Source organism: Paenibacillus sp. GYB004 (assembly GCF_036577605.1).
Taxonomy (GTDB): domain Bacteria; phylum Bacillota; class Bacilli; order Paenibacillales; family NBRC-103111; genus Paenibacillus_AB; species Paenibacillus_AB oceani.
Genome location: NZ_JARBDB010000017.1, coordinates 1 through 16,311 on the forward strand (window position 1 = coordinate 1; position 16,311 = coordinate 16,311).

At 54.8% G+C, this 16,311-nt stretch carries 15 protein-coding genes; 9 read left to right on the forward strand and 6 right to left on the reverse strand.

The window, feature by feature from the left end:
* Positions 1-128: 128 nt before the first annotated feature.
* On the reverse strand, positions 129-1,358 hold the full coding sequence (ylbJ, locus tag PV433_RS09375) for a sporulation integral membrane protein YlbJ (protein ID WP_442951494.1): 1,230 nt from the start codon (positions 1,356-1,358) through the stop codon (positions 129-131).
* Between the two features lie 446 nt (positions 1,359-1,804).
* Between ylbJ and PV433_RS09380 the strand changes: the two genes are divergently transcribed.
* Positions 1,805-2,191, forward strand: coding sequence for a globin domain-containing protein (locus PV433_RS09380; protein ID WP_332071889.1), 387 nt, complete (start codon positions 1,805-1,807; stop codon positions 2,189-2,191).
* Positions 2,192-2,281: 90 nt separating this feature from the next.
* The gene (locus PV433_RS09385) at positions 2,282-2,950 is read left to right on the forward strand and encodes a DUF2225 domain-containing protein (RefSeq protein WP_442951496.1); all 669 of its coding nucleotides are present in this window, start codon (positions 2,282-2,284) and stop codon (positions 2,948-2,950) included.
* A gap of 171 nt (positions 2,951-3,121) precedes the next feature.
* Here PV433_RS09385 and PV433_RS09390 read toward each other — a convergent pair whose 3' ends face one another.
* From PV433_RS09390 to PV433_RS09400, 3 genes are all read right to left on the reverse strand, one after another.
* On the reverse strand, positions 3,122-4,222 hold the full coding sequence (locus tag PV433_RS09390) for a GGDEF domain-containing protein (protein WP_332071891.1): 1,101 nt from the start codon (positions 4,220-4,222) through the stop codon (positions 3,122-3,124).
* Between the two features lie 72 nt (positions 4,223-4,294).
* Positions 4,295-4,531, reverse strand: a complete 237-nt coding sequence (locus tag PV433_RS09395) for a hypothetical protein (RefSeq protein ID WP_332071892.1) — start codon at positions 4,529-4,531, stop codon at positions 4,295-4,297.
* Positions 4,528-4,710: a YycC family protein gene (locus PV433_RS09400; protein WP_332071893.1), complete on the reverse strand. Its 183-nt coding sequence runs from the start codon at positions 4,708-4,710 to the stop codon at positions 4,528-4,530. Before PV433_RS09400 ends, PV433_RS09395 begins: the two co-directional genes overlap by 4 nt.
* 153 nt (positions 4,711-4,863) lie before the next feature.
* Here PV433_RS09400 and PV433_RS09405 point away from each other — a divergent pair, with 153 nt between their 5' ends.
* The gene (locus tag PV433_RS09405) at positions 4,864-6,654 is read left to right on the forward strand and encodes a M3 family oligoendopeptidase (RefSeq protein WP_332071894.1); all 1,791 of its coding nucleotides are present in this window, start codon (positions 4,864-4,866) and stop codon (positions 6,652-6,654) included.
* Between the two features lie 585 nt (positions 6,655-7,239).
* Here the strand turns inward: PV433_RS09405 and PV433_RS09410 are convergent.
* A complete protein-coding gene (locus PV433_RS09410) occupies positions 7,240-8,499 on the reverse strand; it encodes a methyl-accepting chemotaxis protein (RefSeq protein ID WP_332071895.1) in 1,260 nt (419 codons plus the stop codon).
* A 209-nt stretch (positions 8,500-8,708) separates the two neighbouring features.
* Between PV433_RS09410 and PV433_RS09415 the strand changes: the two genes are divergently transcribed.
* On the forward strand, positions 8,709-8,933 hold the full coding sequence (locus PV433_RS09415; protein ID WP_332071896.1) for a hypothetical protein: 225 nt from the start codon (positions 8,709-8,711) through the stop codon (positions 8,931-8,933).
* Between the two features lie 871 nt (positions 8,934-9,804).
* On the forward strand, positions 9,805-10,176 hold the full coding sequence (locus PV433_RS09420; RefSeq protein ID WP_332071897.1) for an O-methyltransferase: 372 nt from the start codon (positions 9,805-9,807) through the stop codon (positions 10,174-10,176).
* 361 nt (positions 10,177-10,537) lie between these two features.
* Here PV433_RS09420 and PV433_RS09425 read toward each other — a convergent pair whose 3' ends face one another.
* Positions 10,538-11,950 (reverse strand): extracellular solute-binding protein, encoded by a 1,413-nt coding sequence (locus tag PV433_RS09425; protein ID WP_332071898.1) that lies wholly within the window; start codon positions 11,948-11,950, stop codon positions 10,538-10,540.
* A gap of 273 nt (positions 11,951-12,223) precedes the next feature.
* Here PV433_RS09425 and PV433_RS09430 point away from each other — a divergent pair, with 273 nt between their 5' ends.
* The 4 genes from PV433_RS09430 to PV433_RS09445 are packed head-to-tail and all read left to right on the forward strand — an operon-like array spanning position 12,224 to position 16,306.
* Complete coding sequence (locus tag PV433_RS09430; protein WP_332071899.1) at positions 12,224-13,243, forward strand: Gfo/Idh/MocA family protein; 1,020 nt, start codon at positions 12,224-12,226, stop codon at positions 13,241-13,243.
* Entirely contained in the window at positions 13,240-14,538 is a 1,299-nt protein-coding gene (locus PV433_RS09435; RefSeq protein ID WP_332071900.1) for an enolase C-terminal domain-like protein, read from the forward strand. The genes PV433_RS09430 and PV433_RS09435 overlap by 4 nt, the downstream gene beginning before the upstream one ends.
* Positions 14,535-15,470, forward strand: a complete 936-nt coding sequence (locus PV433_RS09440) for a Gfo/Idh/MocA family oxidoreductase (RefSeq protein ID WP_332071901.1) — start codon at positions 14,535-14,537, stop codon at positions 15,468-15,470. The genes PV433_RS09435 and PV433_RS09440 overlap by 4 nt, the downstream gene beginning before the upstream one ends.
* 41 nt (positions 15,471-15,511) lie before the next feature.
* Positions 15,512-16,306, forward strand: coding sequence for an alpha/beta hydrolase (locus PV433_RS09445; protein ID WP_332071902.1), 795 nt, complete (start codon positions 15,512-15,514; stop codon positions 16,304-16,306).
* Positions 16,307-16,311: the final 5 nt, after the last annotated feature.

Sequence of the window (16,311 nt, forward strand, 5' to 3'; positions counted from 1 at the left end):
GCAAAGCTGGCATCGTAAGCAACTACAGAGCTTTGCCGAAGGCAAAGCCGGCACGTAAGCATGTCTTCTTCATCATAATCAATATCGGCATACAAAACAATGCCGGAAACAGAAGGCGCACGGCGGATCTAATGTCTTCCGCGAATGAGCGGACGAAAACAACGGTAGAGGAGGAACAAAATCCCGATGACACCCATGCACCCTGCAAACAGCAAGCCCGATATGGAATACAGAAAAGGTAAAGCCGGGTAAAACCCGTCAGCGGGCGAGAATGCCGGAACGGCCGCTGCAAAGGCGGAGCCGGCCGAGGACAGCGGTCTCCACAGGACGAATATGAGCGCGGCCGCCATCAGGCCGTGTAACAGCCGGGCGATAACAAACGGGCCGTAGCGCAGGTCGGTCCGGCTCAGCAGACTGACGACTTGAGCGTGCACGGACAGTCCGCTCCAGGACAAGATAAAAGCGGCAATCGCCACTTTGCTCATAATCGTAAGATGAACTCCGGCGCCGGCGGCGGATTTGGCGCCCAGCGTTACTTCGAACAAGCCGTTTACGATCGCCTGGGACAGCTCCGGAGGGAAGGCAACAAGCTGCAGAACGGCATCGATTCCGAGGTACAAGCCGTTCATAATATGCGACTTCGTTAACACTTCCAGAACGACGCAAAAAAATACGACGAGCCCGCCTACGACGAGAATCAGCTTCAGCGACGATTGCAGCGCATCCCGCAGCATCTCGCCGAAGGAGCGCCCATCGCGCAGCCGTGCCTGATGCATCGCCTGCATGGCGCGCCATAACAAAAAGCGGCCGGACCCGATTTCAACGGCGGCCGTCTGCGTTTTGCCGCCGTGAAACCGCATCAGCAGGCCGAGCACGATGCCTGATCCGTAATGGGCGACCGCGAGGATAACCGCTAGTCCGACATCATGGAAAAAACCGACCGATACGGCTCCGATCAGAAAGATCGGATCGGAAGTCGTCGTAAAGGCGACGAGCCTCTCCCCCTCGTCCCGGTTAACGAACCGCTGCTCCCACAGCTGGGCCGTCAATTTAGCCCCGACCGGATAACCCGAAGCGAACCCCATCGCCATAACGAAGCCGCCGATTCCCGGCACACGGAACAGAGGACGCATCATTGGATCGAGCAGAGCTCCGAAAAAATGCACGAGTCCGAAGCCGAGCATCAGCTCCGCAATAACGAAAAACGGCAGCAGAGCCGGAAACAAAATATCCCACCAGATCGACAACCCGCGAAGCGCGGCAGTCAGCGACGGCCCCGGAAACAAGGTCATCAGAAACGCTACCGTACCTAAACAAGCCGCCATTCCCGCCGTCTTCCAGACTCGAGCCGACACCATAACCGCACACATCCCTTGCCATTCGCTGAATTTAGGTAAAAGGCGGCCGGGGACGAGAAGGCAAGAAGCAGCATGCCTTTCCCGTCGTCTTCCGCCGCGCTTCTACATACTTATGTTTCGAACCTTGCGGACATGCAGGGACAAATCGAGTTGAAAACGGATTCATTTTTTTAGGAAAGGGCTGATATTTCGGACCGGATATGGTAAACTAAAAAAAAGAAAAGACGGAGTGATGCGATATGATGAGTGTTGTCACCGGATTAATTGTATGCGCCTTCGTTTTTGTCATCAAGGAGACGCTCATGAGCTCGGCCGAGGAAGACATTGACAATTAACGATCCGGCCTTAAGCCGGTTAAAACGTATGGCGCCGCTTAAAAATAAGTTGGCGCCATTTTGTTTGCTTGGTGTATAATTTAGAGAATATAGATAGGACAGGTGACGCATATGAATCCGCAGAATAGTGGGAGAAAATCCTTATACGAAGCGATCGGCGGAGCGGATACGGTCCGTCGGCTGGTCGAAGCGTTTTATCCGAAAGTACAAGCTCATCCCGATATAGGACCGCTTTTTCCGGAAGACATCACACCGGTCATGGAGAAGCAATATATGTTTTTGACGCAGTTTTTTGGCGGCCCCCAATTGTTTTCCGATGAGTATGGTCATCCGATGATGAGAGCCAGACATATGCACTTCGCCATTACGCCCGAGCGGGCCGACGCGTGGCTGGGCTGCATGAAGCAGGCGCTTGCCGAGGTCGGCCTCGAGCCGGAGCTGCAGGAATTCGTTCTCGAACGACTGAAGGCGCCGGCCTACCATTTCGTCAATTCATAAGCTGTGTAACAATCGTGTCGGTATCGGCCGAGAAAGGATGTCGGTTCAGTGTCGGAACTGGAGCCCCTGTTTTCCATAAATGTAACGTGCATGTGCTGCGAGCAGCCGTTCAATACGTCGAGAGTGCGTCCCAGTTTCAAGAAGGCGACCGTAACCGATAGCGACTTCTGCATTCACTACAAGGCGGTCAATCCGGATTATTATGTCGTCCGCGTATGCCCATACTGCGGATTTTCTTTTTCGGAAAGTTTCTCGGAGAGTATGACCGCGAAGCACAAAAGCGACTATTACGAGAAGCTCGGACGCAGCTGGAACGCGCTGGATCTGACCGGCGAACGCGGCTGGAACGAAGCGTTGCAATCCTACAAGCTGGCACTCTTATGCGCGCAGATCAAAGGAGAGAAGGACCGGGTTATCGCCGGCCTGCTTCATCATATTGCGTGGATGTATCGCTATAAGGGGAATAAGGAGCAGGAAAGCCGCTTTTTGCAGTTTGCTCTGGATGCGTATGTGAGGGTGTACGAGGTCGAAGGCACGGATGTCAATAACGCGCGCCTGATGTATCTGATCGGGGAACTCAACCGGAGGCTCGGCAACTATCATAAGGCCGTCTTATGGTTCGGGCGAGTGATCAACGATAAAAGTATTATGGATGCGGCTATGATCCGCGCTTCCCGGGAGCAATGGGTGCAGACGCGGGAAGATATGCTGGCGGCCCAGATGGAGCTGCCGGAGGAAATGAAGCAGGGCAGCAGTTAAAGCGGCCGCACTTTTACCGGGTAGCCGTCGGGCGGAATGTCTGAATGTGTACAAAGAAACCTCCTTTGCCGATCTAGTGGCGGGAGGTTTTCCTGTTTCTTGGAAAGTCAATATCTGGACGGCAGCATGCAAAATACCCTGCCGGTTCCGTTCTTTTCCGGACAGGGTTTATTAGTAGCGGACGGTAGCCTCGCGTCCTTCGTATAACGAGTAGCGGTTTTTTCCCTTTTTTTTGGATTCGTACAAAGCTTGGTCAGCTTCGGCGATCAGTTGGTACAGGTCGTCGCCCGCGCGGTCCGCTACGGCGATTCCGATCGAGATAGAGATCGCTTTGCCGGGCTGCACCTCCCGGCCGACGAATGGATACTCGGCTGTCGTGTGACACAGCTTGTGCGCCAAGTAACTGAGCAAGCCTCTGTCGATCGAATCGCACATGACGATGAATTCTTCCCCGCCGTACCGGGCGATGTAATCTTTCTCCCCAATCGCCGCCCTCAGCAGTTGTCCGGCTTCGCGGAGCAGCTTGTCTCCTTGCAAATGTCCGAGCGAATCGTTGAAGTTTTTGAAATTATCGATGTCGATCATCAAAATGCCGAGTCGTCTTTTGCGCAGCGTCCGGTCGGCGATCTCCAGAAAGCTTCGCAAGTTCGGCAAGCCGGTCAACCGGTCCTGGTTCGCTTCGAGCTCGAGCTGCCTTTGGATGAGCCAGCTTTTGTTCTCCTCGTTGTGCATGGCGATCAGTACGATCAGGCAAGCCAGCGTAACTGCGAACATGTACCCGTTCATCCATAAATAATCGGGGCGGAGCCCGGCCAGGACCAAATAACCTCCGACCGCTTTGACGGCAAACAGCAGCGCCGCTAATTTGACCGCGACGGATAGCCGGATTCGCTCGAAACCCGCCCGGTACTCCTTCTGGTGCAGGAAGGAGCTGATGAGCGCCGGGAACAGCAGTCCGTGCAGAAGCTCGTACAGCACGTACGGCTCGTTTAAATACAACGTGAAGATCGCCGGGGGAATGACGGAAAGCAGCGCAAGCGGCAAGCCTAACCGCAAGCCTGCCATCATGATCGGAATATACCGGAGATCCTGGATGATCAGATCGGTCGGGATCGGAAGCAGCATCATGAGGATCGAGGAACACCCGGTGAACAGGGGAACGAGAATCATTTCGTTCATGCCGCCCAATACGCGGGTACGCATCTTCAGCGCGACGTAGCTTAAAGCAATCAAGGTACAGGAGTTCGTTACCGGTATGAGGTATTCGTTCATGCTAATCGCTCCTGATGGGCTGCATACATGTACGGAAAAACGATAACCGCCCGATCGCCTTCAGGTCGGCAATTAGCGCCGCCGGATCGGACGGCTGGCCAGCAAGTAATCGCGATCGGCGTTTACGGCGGTTATCTGCTCCCGGCAGCAGGGAAAGACGATCAGCCGCTTGCGTCCTTCGCGTATCGTCTCCAGATGCTCCGCCTTAAGCGGGAGAAGCACGTTGCGCTCGCCGCAGTACGGGCATTCGATCAAGTAAACGTCCTGCTGAATCGTTTCGTAAGGCAGCGTATTCTCAAATGGAATCATTGGTCTTTATCGGATGTCTTGGACGCAGATTCGTCCGGGCTGCCGGTTTCACTGCGCGACAGCTCCGCGAGCTTTTGGATTAAGATGTGCTGGGGCATATGCATAAGCCTCTCTAGCGGCACGTTCAAAGCTTTCGCAAGCTTAACGGCGGTATCGGGCGATATTTGCAACGGTCTCAAAGGTCATTCCTCCAGAGGTCTTTTGGCTTTTTTTTGCTGTGCTGTACCCATTATACATCAGATCGGGGCAGTTCTCGACTAGTTTTGCGTTTCATTATTTCAAGGAAATATGGTTTAATGTTGTCATATCCGATGAAGAAAGGTGAGATCGCGATGGCACAACCGTACAGCTTGGTATGGGACTTGGATGTCTTTTTTCCGGGAGGAAGCGGCTCTCCCGAATTCGCGTCGTTCCTTGAGCGTATGGAGCGGAATGTAGAGGAGTTCCGTACGAAGGTACTTGCCGTATCGGGCCGTGAAGAAGCCCCTGATGCGGACACGCTGGCGGCTCTGGTCGAGCAGTTGCAGCAAGTAACGCTTATGCTCCGCGAAGCCGATTCGTTCGTCAGCTGTCTCGCCGCGGAGAACCAGTCCGACAAAAAAGCGGTGCAGTTGAACGGACGCATCACCTCGATCGGCGCTGCATATACTTCGGTGCTGACCCGGTTCGACGAGCTGCTTCAGCGCGTTCCGGACGAGAGCTGGGCCCGGCTGCTGCAATCTGAAACGTTCGCTGGGATCGCGTTCCCGCTGGACGAACGCCGCCAGAGCGCCAAGGAGAAGCTGCCGCCCGAGCAGGAGTCGCTGATCGCGGACTTGGCTGTGGATGGGTACCATGGATGGGGAGAGGCGTACAACACGGTCGTCAGTCATCTCAAAATCCCGTTCGAGGAAAAGGGAAAGACCGTTTATTTGTCCGCCGGTCAGGCGGCCAACAAGCTAAGCAGCGGCGACCGCGGAGTTCGCACCCGGATGTTCTCGCTGTGGGAGAACGCGTGGGGCGAATCGGCCGATTTCTCGGCAGACGCGCTGAACCGGCTTGCCGGCTTCCGCATCCAGACTTACAAGCACCGGGGATGGGATTCGATTCTGAAAGAACCGCTGGATATTAACCGGATGTCCGGGAGGACGCTGCAGGTCATGTGGGACGTGATCGACCGGAACAAATCCGTGTTCGTCGGCTATTTGAACCGCAAGGCGAAGCTGCTCGGCCTGGAAACGTTGTCCTGGCACGATGTAGACGCACCTGTCGGCGAAGCGGCCAATGAGATTACGTTCGAACAGGCGGCGAATCTGATCATCGAGCAGTTCCGCAAATTCAGCCCAAAGATGGCCGATTTTGCCGTGCAAGCGTTCGAGGAACGGTGGATTGAAGCGGAAGACCGGCCGGGGAAACGTCCGGGCGGATTTTGTACCGCATTTCCGATCAAGGGTCAGACCCGGATCTTCATGACGTATGCGAACAACGCTTCCAACATGTCGACGCTCGCTCACGAGCTCGGACACGCGTACCACCAGCACGTGATGAACGACATGCCGGCGCTTGCCCAGGAGTATGCGATGAACGTGGCGGAGACGGCATCCACATTTGCCGAAATGATCGTATCCGACGCCGCTGTCAAGCAGGCTTCGAGTGACGAGGAGCGGCTCGCTTTGCTGGAAGATAAGATTCAGCGCTCGGTGGCGTTTTTTATGAATATCCACGCCCGCTTTTTATTCGAGACGGAGTTTTATGAGGAACGTCAAAAAGGGCTGGTCAGCGTCGAGAAGCTGAACGAGATGATGGAAAGCGCGCAGCGCCGTGCCTACAAGGATGCGTTAGGGGAATACCACCCGCACTTCTGGGCGTCGAAGCTTCACTTCTACATAACGAGCGTCCCGTTCTACAATTTCCCTTATACGTTCGGCTACTTGTTCAGCTCCGGGCTGTATGCAGCCGCTCAGCGCGAGGGTGCGGCGTTCGAGGATAAATATATTGCGCTGCTTCGCGATACCGGCAGCATGACTGTGGAGGAGCTTGCCTCCAAACATCTGGGCGTCGATCTGACGCAGCCGGACTTCTGGCAAAGCGCGGTTGATTTGGCGGTCGCCGATGTAGAACAGTTCCTGCGCATGACGGAGTAGCTGGGAGCGGCCTTTGTCGTACGAAGCGAAGGATGAGGCAGAGCGGTACGACTGGAGTGGAGCGGAAGAGAGTAGAACAAGGCAGAACAAGGCAGAACAAGGCAGAACAAGGCAGAACAAGGCAGAACAAGGCAGAACAAGGCAGAACAAGGCAGGGGCAAACAAACAGAAGTCGGACAAAACCAGCAGGGCGGAGCCGTGAGAACGCAGACGGACCGCCCTGTGTTTTTAGATTGCGATACTTGAATAGCGTTTTTGATCACAAATTGGGCATACTCAACGGTCGCCATCGAGTAGCGGAAGTGTGACTTCCGTTATTTCCGCAAAGTACGTCATTCTCATGCTATAGCGGAAGGATCGTTTCCGTTATTTTGGTTTTCTGGGGTGAAATAGACGGTTTTGCTGAAAATAACGGAACTAAATGTTCCGCTATGCGGCGTATTCCTGCATCGTTCATCAGATAACGGAAATAAAACTTCCGGTAAGTAGAAGCTTTATAAGTGGCAGAAGTCTCCCGCGCTCGGTTCTAAGTGGGGTTCGAAAATTTGCAAGATTTGCAGACAGCCCCTTCACTTCGGTCGACATTTAAATTTTGAATATTTGAATCGTGCGCTGGAGTTGTCCGGCCGTCTGCATCAATCGTTCGGATTGGGTGACCAGCGCGTCGACGACCGAGATCTGGTCATTCATCGAGGCGGATACTTGTTCCGTGCCTGCTGCGGATTGCTCGGTGATTGCCGCGATGTTCTCCATCGTAGCCGACACGAGGCTGGCGCTTTCGAGCATCCGGTCGCTTTCCCGGGCGAACTGGGCGATCGTCTCGGCTATGTATTCAATGCTGACTACGATTTGCGCAAATATGGCTTCCGTCTCATGGATCAAGGTCGTCTGCATCTGCACGATCTCCTGGTTGTCGGCCATCTGGCGGAGAGCGAGCTCGATGCCGTCGTCGATGCTGCGGACGAGTCCGAACACCTCCTTCGTCGAGGAGGTCGCTTCCTCCGCGAGCTGGCGCACTTCCTGGGCAACGACGGCAAAACCTTTGCCGTGCTCGCCGGCTCTGGCCGCTTCGATCGAAGCGTTCAGCGAGAGAAGGTTCGTCTGTTCGGCGATTTCCGAGATCGTTTTGGTAATCCGGGAGATGCCTTTCGCCTGCTCGGCGAGACGGTCCATCGTCTCGGATACGGTTGCCGTCGCCTCGACGTTGCGCTTCATTCCTTCGCCCTGGCTGACGACTGCCCGCTGGCCTTGCTCCACTAGGCGAATCATCGCTTCGGACTTGTCGTTCATTTCTTTGGTCGAGCCGGTGTAAACGGTTACTTTAGCTTCGATATCTTTGATTGCGGAAGAGATGTACGTAATCTCCTCGGAAATTTTGCTGGAGCCGGACGCGAGTTCGTTGGCCGATTGCGTCACCTGGGTCATAACATCCTTCAGTTGCCTGTTCTTATCGCTTCCTTCGCGGCTCGTATCGACTACGGAACGGGTGATGGTCGTCGTTTCGTTGAGGATGCCCCGCAGCTTGTCGATCATCTGGTTGAAGGTTTTGCCGAGCTCGCCGAGCGCGTCATTGGAATCGACTTGAACTTTCATGGAAAAGTCGCCCTTGGCGATGTTGAGGGCTACCCGGGAGATGCTTTCGATCGGTCCTGTAAGCGCTCTCTCAAGAAAGCTGATGAAAGGAATGCTGGCGCCGATCAATACGAGCAGGATCAGCAGCGAACTGACCAGCGAAACGTCCGACATCGAGGCGAACACGAGTGTCAGAAGCGAGAAAACCGCGACGATCGTATAGCAGCCGAGCTGCAGCTTCCTTTTGAATGATAAATTGTGGAAAACGTTCACGATGATTCGACCCCATTTCCCATATATTAGTACGGATGACTCTGATTATAGCATGACGGGTGTTTATCGGTCTATTGTCTTATTTCGAATGGGTAAAAGTACTCTACCCGGCGGAGCGGAGCGTACTATAATAATCATAAGGACCCCCGAATTTTAGCGAAATGCTGCGAAAGTTATACGTACCACGCGGGGAAATGAGGGAGACGCGAATGCCGCTCGACAACTGCAAAAGCTGCGGGAAGCTTTATATCCGGCACCAGCGGACGTATTGCGAGGCTTGCCAGCTTCAACATAACGAATACTATTTTACGATGCGCGACTATTTGAAATCGAATCCGCGAAGCACCGTCCTGGAAGTGCACGAGAAGACCGGCATCCCGATCTCCAAAGTGCTGGAGATGCACAAGGAAGCCCACACCCCGTTCGGCCGCTAAGCCCGGAACATATTATACACACAGGAAGACCCGTCCTTTGCTGGAACGGGTTTTTTGCGCGTTTCATCCGAATATCCCGGTTCTTCTCCGCATCTTTGTGGTGGCGAAGCTACCGCGATTACTTCTTTCGGAAAGGAGAGAGGATGGGCAATGATCGCGCCGGTAGGTACCTTTATGGGTAAGAGCGATTTGTTACCCCTTATTTGTTTGAAAATCCGATCTGCTGCGGAAATAGGAGCGGTTTGCAGCTTCTAATATCCCTCAAGCCACGATATTCCACCGAACCGGCAGGAATAAGAGGTACAGACCGCTCTTCATCTCCAGCTTCAAGACGGAAGTGCTCTAATAAGGGGCCCAAACGAGGCTGTCGATTCAATGTGTAGAAGTGTCAGCAGGCCGTTCCAAGTGAAAAGTTACCTTCTTCTGCTCAAACAGGTTGTCCGGAATCCCTTGATTGAATAAGGATGGTAAGGTAGGGGATTCCAGACAAAACTCGCCAGAAGGTAATCTTTTCCCTTTCCACTTGGTTGTCCACATTGAATCGACAGCCTCCCAAACCGCTCTTAACTTCAAACGGGCAGGAGAGACGGAAGGGAGGCGCGAAGAAAGGCATATAGAGAGGACTGACCTGACCCGGGAAGGACAACGATCGAATTGCTATGTCTTCAACTAGCTCATTTCTTATATCAGGTTCCGATCGTTTGTTATAAGATTTTGTTATAAATTCCGCATCGTTAGGACCAATTTACTAAATTTCGTGGTTTATTTTGTAAATTGTTGTTGAAAAAGGAGAAGAAGGTGATTATAATGAGACGTAAGACCCACATAAATTACACCAAATGTCATATTATTGAAAGAAAGGAGGGAATTTATGATTTCGAATCAGCTGTCACTGTCCCGGCAGCTGGACATGGTGTTTAAAGAACTGCAGCCAGAGCTTTCCCAACTATGCTCCGGGACCATTTTCGTACAAATTCGCAATAACATTATCGGAAAATTTGGGATTCGTCATCTGCCTTTCGAAGGAGCGGACGGAAAGGTTGAACCGCAATCGTCCGGTCTGTCCGATATTCAGCAGCGTTCGCTGCAGAAAATGTCGATGGAGGCACTGAAGTACAAAACAAGCTGGACGCACGGAGAGATCAATTTCGACTTCACCGTTCGCCAGAACAAGCTTTGCGCAAGTGTGCAATTCGAATCGAACTACAATATGTCGAATTTGCTGTACCGCCAGACGAACTAATTTCCGTTATTCCGATTAATCATATCTCAGAGTTAGCTGCGGGACTGCTCCAAAAAGGGCGTCAGCGCATTAGCCGGTCCCGCAGTTATGTGCAAAAGACGCTTCCCGAACCCCTGTAGAGGTGGAGACGGAAGCGTCTTTTTGTTGTACATTGCTGGCCGGGCGGAACACCAAAAAATGATGGGGCAGCTCCTTTTGGCGTCGTACCGCCCAATCCGCCAAGCAGCCTAACACGCTGTTGGTAAGACAGCGTATTAACCCCGCAATAAGAAAGTTGCCTGCAAGACCACCGTGGCCTCTCCCCAATCCGGAGCAATGCCGGATTAACGGAAAAAACGCAGTAAGAACCGCGGCCAGTCTTTTATCGCGGTCCGGTAACCTCTTCGCGAATGCGGCGGCACAGCTCGTCTTCGCCGATCAGCCCGGACCAATACTTTTTGAGCAGCTGGCGCAGGGCGGTAAAGGCGGTGTAAGACAAATTCAGTCCGCTGTGGAGCCGGTATGACGCCATAATCTCGCGGAACAGAAAATAACGCGAGGGCCGGTTCATCCCTTCGCCGGATTGCAGCGGAGCTTCGGCCGCCTCTTTCCTCACGGGCAAGCTGAGCGTCCCGGCCCGGATGAGACGCTGGGCCCGCGGCGAGGCGAAATAATCGGCGAGCTGTCGAGCCGCTTCGACATGTCTGGAATGCTTGGATACGGCAACGCCGATGACGTTGACGAGCGAGCGCTGCTCGTACGAGTAGGGCAGCGGCGAGATATCGTAGTCGAGATTCGTATTTTTGAACTCGTTAATCGTCATATAGTTCGTCATGATCATCGATACTTTTCCTTGCTGAAACAGCTCATTGACGTCGTCGCTGTTCTCGGACAGATAACTCGGGAAAATCGAGCGGTCGGAGATAATCGTTTTGCACAAACGAATGCATTCCAGCATCGCCGTTCCTTCCAGGTTGTCCGAAGCTTCGCCGTTTTCCCCTTGCCCGAACTTCATGCCGCTTTGCAGCAAAAAGGCCGGCCATCGGTTGTCTGACAGCAAATAAAAGTAAAGCCCGTGGCGAACTCCGGGCACGGTCAGCTCCGCCGCGCGCCGGACCGCTTCCGCCCACGTCCAGCCGCCGTCCGGTTCGGACACTTGCGATTCCCGGAAATGAGCCCGGTTGTAAGCAAGGATGATCGGCGAAAAAATGATGGGACGCACGTAAAGTTCTCCGTTATAAGTGAACGCTTCCTGTGCAAACGGATACAACAACTCGTCGGCGGGCAGCTGTTCCAGCAGTTGCTCCTGGAGCCAGTTCCGGTCGATCATATTTTGAAAATCGAGATTATTGATCGTAAATACATCGAACATTCCGTTATCGACATATTCCTTCAACGTGTCCATATAGTCGGGGCTGGACTTGATAGGCAACGTCTTGACGCTGACAGACGGGTGGAGCGAGCGGAAATCGTCCAGCAAAGCGGCCAGTCCGATATCCCGTTCAATGGAACTGTGATAGCCGAGGGTCAGTGTGGCGGCGCCGGCAGGGACCTTCTCCGTGACTTTGCTCCCGATCCGGTCGAGCTTGACGATAAGGCCTTCCTCCACAAGGATGTCAAGCCCTTTGCGGACCGATTTGTTGCTTAACCCGTACTTCTCGGTCAACGCTTTTTCCGAAGGGAGGTAGTCTCCGGGGCCGTACGCGCCTCTTCCTATCTCCGAACGCAGGCTGTCGATCATGGATTTCAGACGGGTGCCGAACGTTTTGCGGCTTGGCTTGTCGGAATCGTTCATCAGCTCAAAACCTTTCCGTAGACAATTTCAAGTCCATCATACCGGAAGTAAAACAAAAAGTACAGCAGACTGATGTATATGGGGTAGAAATGAAGGCAATTTGGCACTCGAAAATAACAATTGACACATTCAAAGCTCGTAGTTATGATAAAAGCGAAAAATATACATCAAGTTGTACATCAGTTTTAACAAAATACAGTCGGTTCCGAATGAGATGTACATCAGTTTGAGGTATGTCGCGGGTGAATCGGCAATCGAGGGGAGAAAAAACGGATGAAAACGGTTAAAGTCGGTATCATCGGCTGCGGAAATCTTGGGAAAACTCATGCCAAATGCATTGCGGAACTGGAAGGAATGGAGCTGACGGGGTACTGCGACGTCTATGAGGAAAGCGCCAAGGCGATGCTGGAGCAATTCGGGGGCAAATTCGCTACGAGCGACACGGAGACATTTTTTAACGATCCGGAGCTGGACGCCGTCTACGTTACGACCCAGCACGATACCCATGCCGAATACTGCATCCGTGCGCTGAATGCCGGCAAGCACGTGCTTGTAGAGAAGCCGCTGGCGATGACGATGGAAGATTGCCTGCGGATCGGCGAAGCGGTGACGCGCAGCGGCAAGACGCTGTTTACGGCGTTTAAGATGAGATATTACGAGCTGCTCTGGAAAGCGAAAGAGCTGATCCCGCAGCCGGTCATGGTGACAATGCAAATGATGGACAACCGCTGGGGAGACGGGATCTGGGCGAATGATCCGGTGAAGGGCGGCGGCAACGTGCTCAGCCAAGGCTGCCACTCCGCCGATATCCTGCGCTTCGTCGCGGGCGGCGAGCCGGTTGAGGTGTATGCCGCTGGAGCGAACTATTATCAGAAGAGCGGCGTTGTCGATAACATGACGGCTGTCTTCCGCTTCGACAACGGCGCTGCCGGTTGTCTGGTGCAGGGGGACAGCGCCTGCCCGCCGCTGACGAGCAAGTTTTTCATGCAGCTGTTCGCCGAAGGCAAATCGATTACGATCAGCGATCGCCTGACTACGCTTACGTATACGGAAGCCGGCAAGGAAACGCAGGTGTTCCAGGGGACGGAGTCCGGATTTATGGAGGAGAACAAAGCGTTTCTCCGCTGTTTGCAGGACGGGACGCCGGCGACGATCGACCATGTGGACGGCTTGTACGCCACGCTGATGATCCTTCAGGCGTTCGAGTCGCTGAGCAGCGGCAAGCCGGAGCCGATCAAGGAGGTTGTCGAGCGGGCGATTTCGAAGGATGGCGGGAAGGTGCTGCCGGCATGAAAATCGTTCAGACGAAGTATGCGGTTCAGAAAGAGCCGCTGCTGTCACCGTTCGGTTTTAAAGGAGCGTATTTGTCGGAGCTGTGGCAGTCGGTAACACGGCTTGAGGGCGACAACGGCGAAGCGGGGATTGGCGCGGGCGTCCAAAGCGTGCTCTGGTCGGATGCCCGGGTATTCGTCCAGTACGGGGAAGCGGCGGGGAATCAGATGATGGCGGACATGACCCGCCACGCTCTCTCCAAGCTGGCCGGGGTGTCCTACGACACTCCGTTCGAACTGCTGGACCAATTGCTCCCGGACGTGTACGAATACGGGAGAAGCTCGATCGGATTGAGCGATCTGAGAAGCACATTCGCCTTGAACGCGCTGGTTACGGTCGATCAGGCCGCCTGGGGGTTGTACAGCAGAGGGAAGTGCAGCCGTTTCGGGGAACTGGTGCCGGAAGAATACCGCTCTGCCCTCGCCGAGCCGCAGGACAATCTCGCAAGCATACCGCTCATCCCCTACGGGATGTCGGATAGCGGGATTAAGCAGGTGCTGGACGAAGGATACTTTCTGCTCAAAATCAAGGTTGGGGCCGATCCGGATCAGGACGGCTGCCAGGATAAGATGCTCGAGTGGGACTGCAACAGGCTGACGGCGATTCATGAGTTGGCCTCGGCCTACGGAACCGAGTATACCCGCAATGGCAAAATTGCTTATTATTTGGACGCCAACGGCCGGTACGACGGCAAAGAGCGGCTGAAGAGGCTGCTTGATCACGCTTCGCGAATCGGTGCGCTGGAGCAGATCGTTCTCTTCGAAGAGCCGTTCGCGGAGGAGAACAAGGAAGACGTCTCCGATCTTCCGGTCCGGCTGGCGGCGGACGAAAGCGTTCATGACGAGCACGACGCGCTGGAGCGGATCGGACTCGGATACGGCGCGCTGGCTTTGAAGCCGGTCGCCAAAACGATGAGCATGAGCCTCAAGGTGGCGAAGCTGGCGCGGGAGCGCAACGTGCCGTGCTTTTGCGCGGATTTGACCGCGAACCCGTTCCTGGCCGATTGGAACAAAAACTTGGCGGCCCGGCTCGCTCCGCTGCCTGAGCTGAAGGTCGGCGTCATCGAGACGAACGGTCACCAAAATTACCGCGACTGGGAACGGATGTTAAGCTGGCATCCGCGTGCGGGGGCCGGTTGGATCGAGGCGCAGAGAGGCATGTACCGGCTCGGTCCGGACTTCTACGAGACGGCGGGCGGAGCGCTCGATATCGGGGCGCATTATGAAGCGTTATTTCAAGGAGGAGCAGAGCAATGACTGTACTGAAAATCGGACTCGTCGATCTGGATACGTCCCATCCGGGCAGCTTTGTCCCGATTTTGCGCAAGCTCGGACACGAAGTTGCGGCCGTATATGACGGAGGCATCATCAACCCGGAAGGGTATGCGGCCAAGTTCGCTCAGGATCACGGGATTGCCACAGTGTGCGAATCGGTAGCCGATATGGTCGACCGGGTGGACATAGCGCTGATTCACAGCTGCGACTGGGATATTCACATCGAACGCGCGCGGCCGTTCGTGGAAGCCGGCAAAGCGGTATTCCTCGATAAGCCGATCGCCGGCAACGTACGCGACCTGAACCAGATCGTCCAGTGGGTTAAGGGCGGCGCACGCATCACCGGCGGCTCTTCGCTGCGGAGCTGCAATGAGGTGCGGGAGTGGCGCGAGCAAGGCGTCCCTAGGGAAGAGTGGGTATACGCGCTCGCCGGCTGTGCCGTCGACGAATTCAACTACGGCATCCATGCGTATTCGATGCTGCACGGGCTCATGGGACCGGGCGTGCGCCAGGTCCGGTATATCGGCGGTTCGGCTGAAAGCCAGCGCCAATACGAGCTGATGTGGGAAGACGGCCGCCGGGGAGTCGTCAGCGTAGGCAAAACTTCGGGTTACTTGCCGTTTTATGCGAATGTCGTCACCCAGAAACGGGTGGATTACATCAAGGTGAACAACGGCAATCTGTACCAGTCTTTATTAGAAACGGTTCTGCCTTATTTGGCGGGTTCCGCTCCGGCCGACATCGCCATCGAACAGCTGGTGGAAGTGGAGCTGGCCGCGATCGCAGCCAAGCTGTCGTTCGAGCAGGGAGGCGCTGCGGTCGCGCTGAGCGAAATTCCGGAGAGCTACGCGGGATATGACGGGGCAGTTTTTGCAAAATCGTACAAGGAATTAAAGTACCCTTCAGCGAAGTAATGGTCGTTGCAGATCTGGAAATTGAAGGGGATGGAAGACCGATGGAGTTAATCACGCTGTATCACGACGATCCGATCGTGGTCAAACGGGCTACGGACATTGTGAAACCCGAAGGAGCGGTAAAGGACACGGCGCTGTTTTACGTGCACGGCGGCGGCTGGAGCGCGGGAGCCCGGGATGCGTTTCACCCGCATCTGGAGCACTTCTCCAAGCTCGGCTACTGGTGCGCAAGCGTAGGCTACCGGCTCGCTCCGGGCGCCAAATGGCACGAGCAGCTGGCGGACGTTATGGACGGCTACGACCGGTTTATCCGTTATCTGGAGCAGTCTGGCGCTGAGATCCGGAAGATCGTCGTGCTGGGCAGTTCCGCCGGGGCCCATCTGGCGTCGCTGCTCGCTCAGATGGAGCCGGAAGAGGCGGTAAGTGCAGGAGCGTCGCTTCGCCTGCAGGGGCCTTGGCGGAAGCCGGATGCGTGCGTATCGATCAACGGTCCCGGGACGCTTGAATTATGGCCGGATATGAACGAGGAGATCAAGACGAGCATCGAGAAAGTGATCGGCGCTTCCTATGGCGATGCGACCGACAAGTTTGCCCTCGCTTCGCCGGACCGGTATGTGAAGGCGGGCGGGCCGGACTTTCTGTTCCTGGTCGTCGAGCACGAGAAATATTTCCCTCACGAGTATGTGTACCGGATGAGCAAGCGGATTCAGGAGCTCGGCGGATCGTCCGAGGTCGTTTATTTTGCAGACGCCCAGCACGGTTTCTTCTACGGAGTATCGAGCGCGATGCAGAAAAAAGCGATGGCGGTATTGGAGCCTTTCGTAGCCGGGCTGTAAGGGCG

Bases quoted from the DNA above. Each gene is read 5' to 3' on its own strand.
- PV433_RS09425 (WP_332071898.1), bottom strand. From the start codon at position 11,950: ATGAACGATTCCGACAAGCCAAGCCGCAAAACGTTCGGCACCCGTCTG.
- PV433_RS09385 (WP_442951496.1), top strand. From the start codon at position 2,282: ATGTGCTGCGAGCAGCCGTTCAATACGTCGAGAGTGCGTCCCAGTTTC.
- PV433_RS09390 (WP_332071891.1), bottom strand. From the start codon at position 4,222: ATGAACGAATACCTCATACCGGTAACGAACTCCTGTACCTTGATTGCT.
- PV433_RS09430 (WP_332071899.1), top strand. From the start codon at position 12,224: ATGAAAACGGTTAAAGTCGGTATCATCGGCTGCGGAAATCTTGGGAAA.
- PV433_RS09440 (WP_332071901.1), top strand. From the start codon at position 14,535: ATGACTGTACTGAAAATCGGACTCGTCGATCTGGATACGTCCCATCCG.
- ylbJ (WP_442951494.1), bottom strand. From the start codon at position 1,358: ATGGTGTCGGCTCGAGTCTGGAAGACGGCGGGAATGGCGGCTTGTTTA.
- PV433_RS09415 (WP_332071896.1), top strand. From the start codon at position 8,709: ATGCCGCTCGACAACTGCAAAAGCTGCGGGAAGCTTTATATCCGGCAC.
- PV433_RS09395 (WP_332071892.1), bottom strand. From the start codon at position 4,531: ATGATTCCATTTGAGAATACGCTGCCTTACGAAACGATTCAGCAGGAC.
- PV433_RS09435 (WP_332071900.1), top strand. From the start codon at position 13,240: ATGAAAATCGTTCAGACGAAGTATGCGGTTCAGAAAGAGCCGCTGCTG.
- PV433_RS09380 (WP_332071889.1), top strand. From the start codon at position 1,805: ATGAATCCGCAGAATAGTGGGAGAAAATCCTTATACGAAGCGATCGGC.
- PV433_RS09405 (WP_332071894.1), top strand. From the start codon at position 4,864: ATGGCACAACCGTACAGCTTGGTATGGGACTTGGATGTCTTTTTTCCG.
- PV433_RS09445 (WP_332071902.1), top strand. From the start codon at position 15,512: ATGGAGTTAATCACGCTGTATCACGACGATCCGATCGTGGTCAAACGG.
- PV433_RS09420 (WP_332071897.1), top strand. From the start codon at position 9,805: ATGATTTCGAATCAGCTGTCACTGTCCCGGCAGCTGGACATGGTGTTT.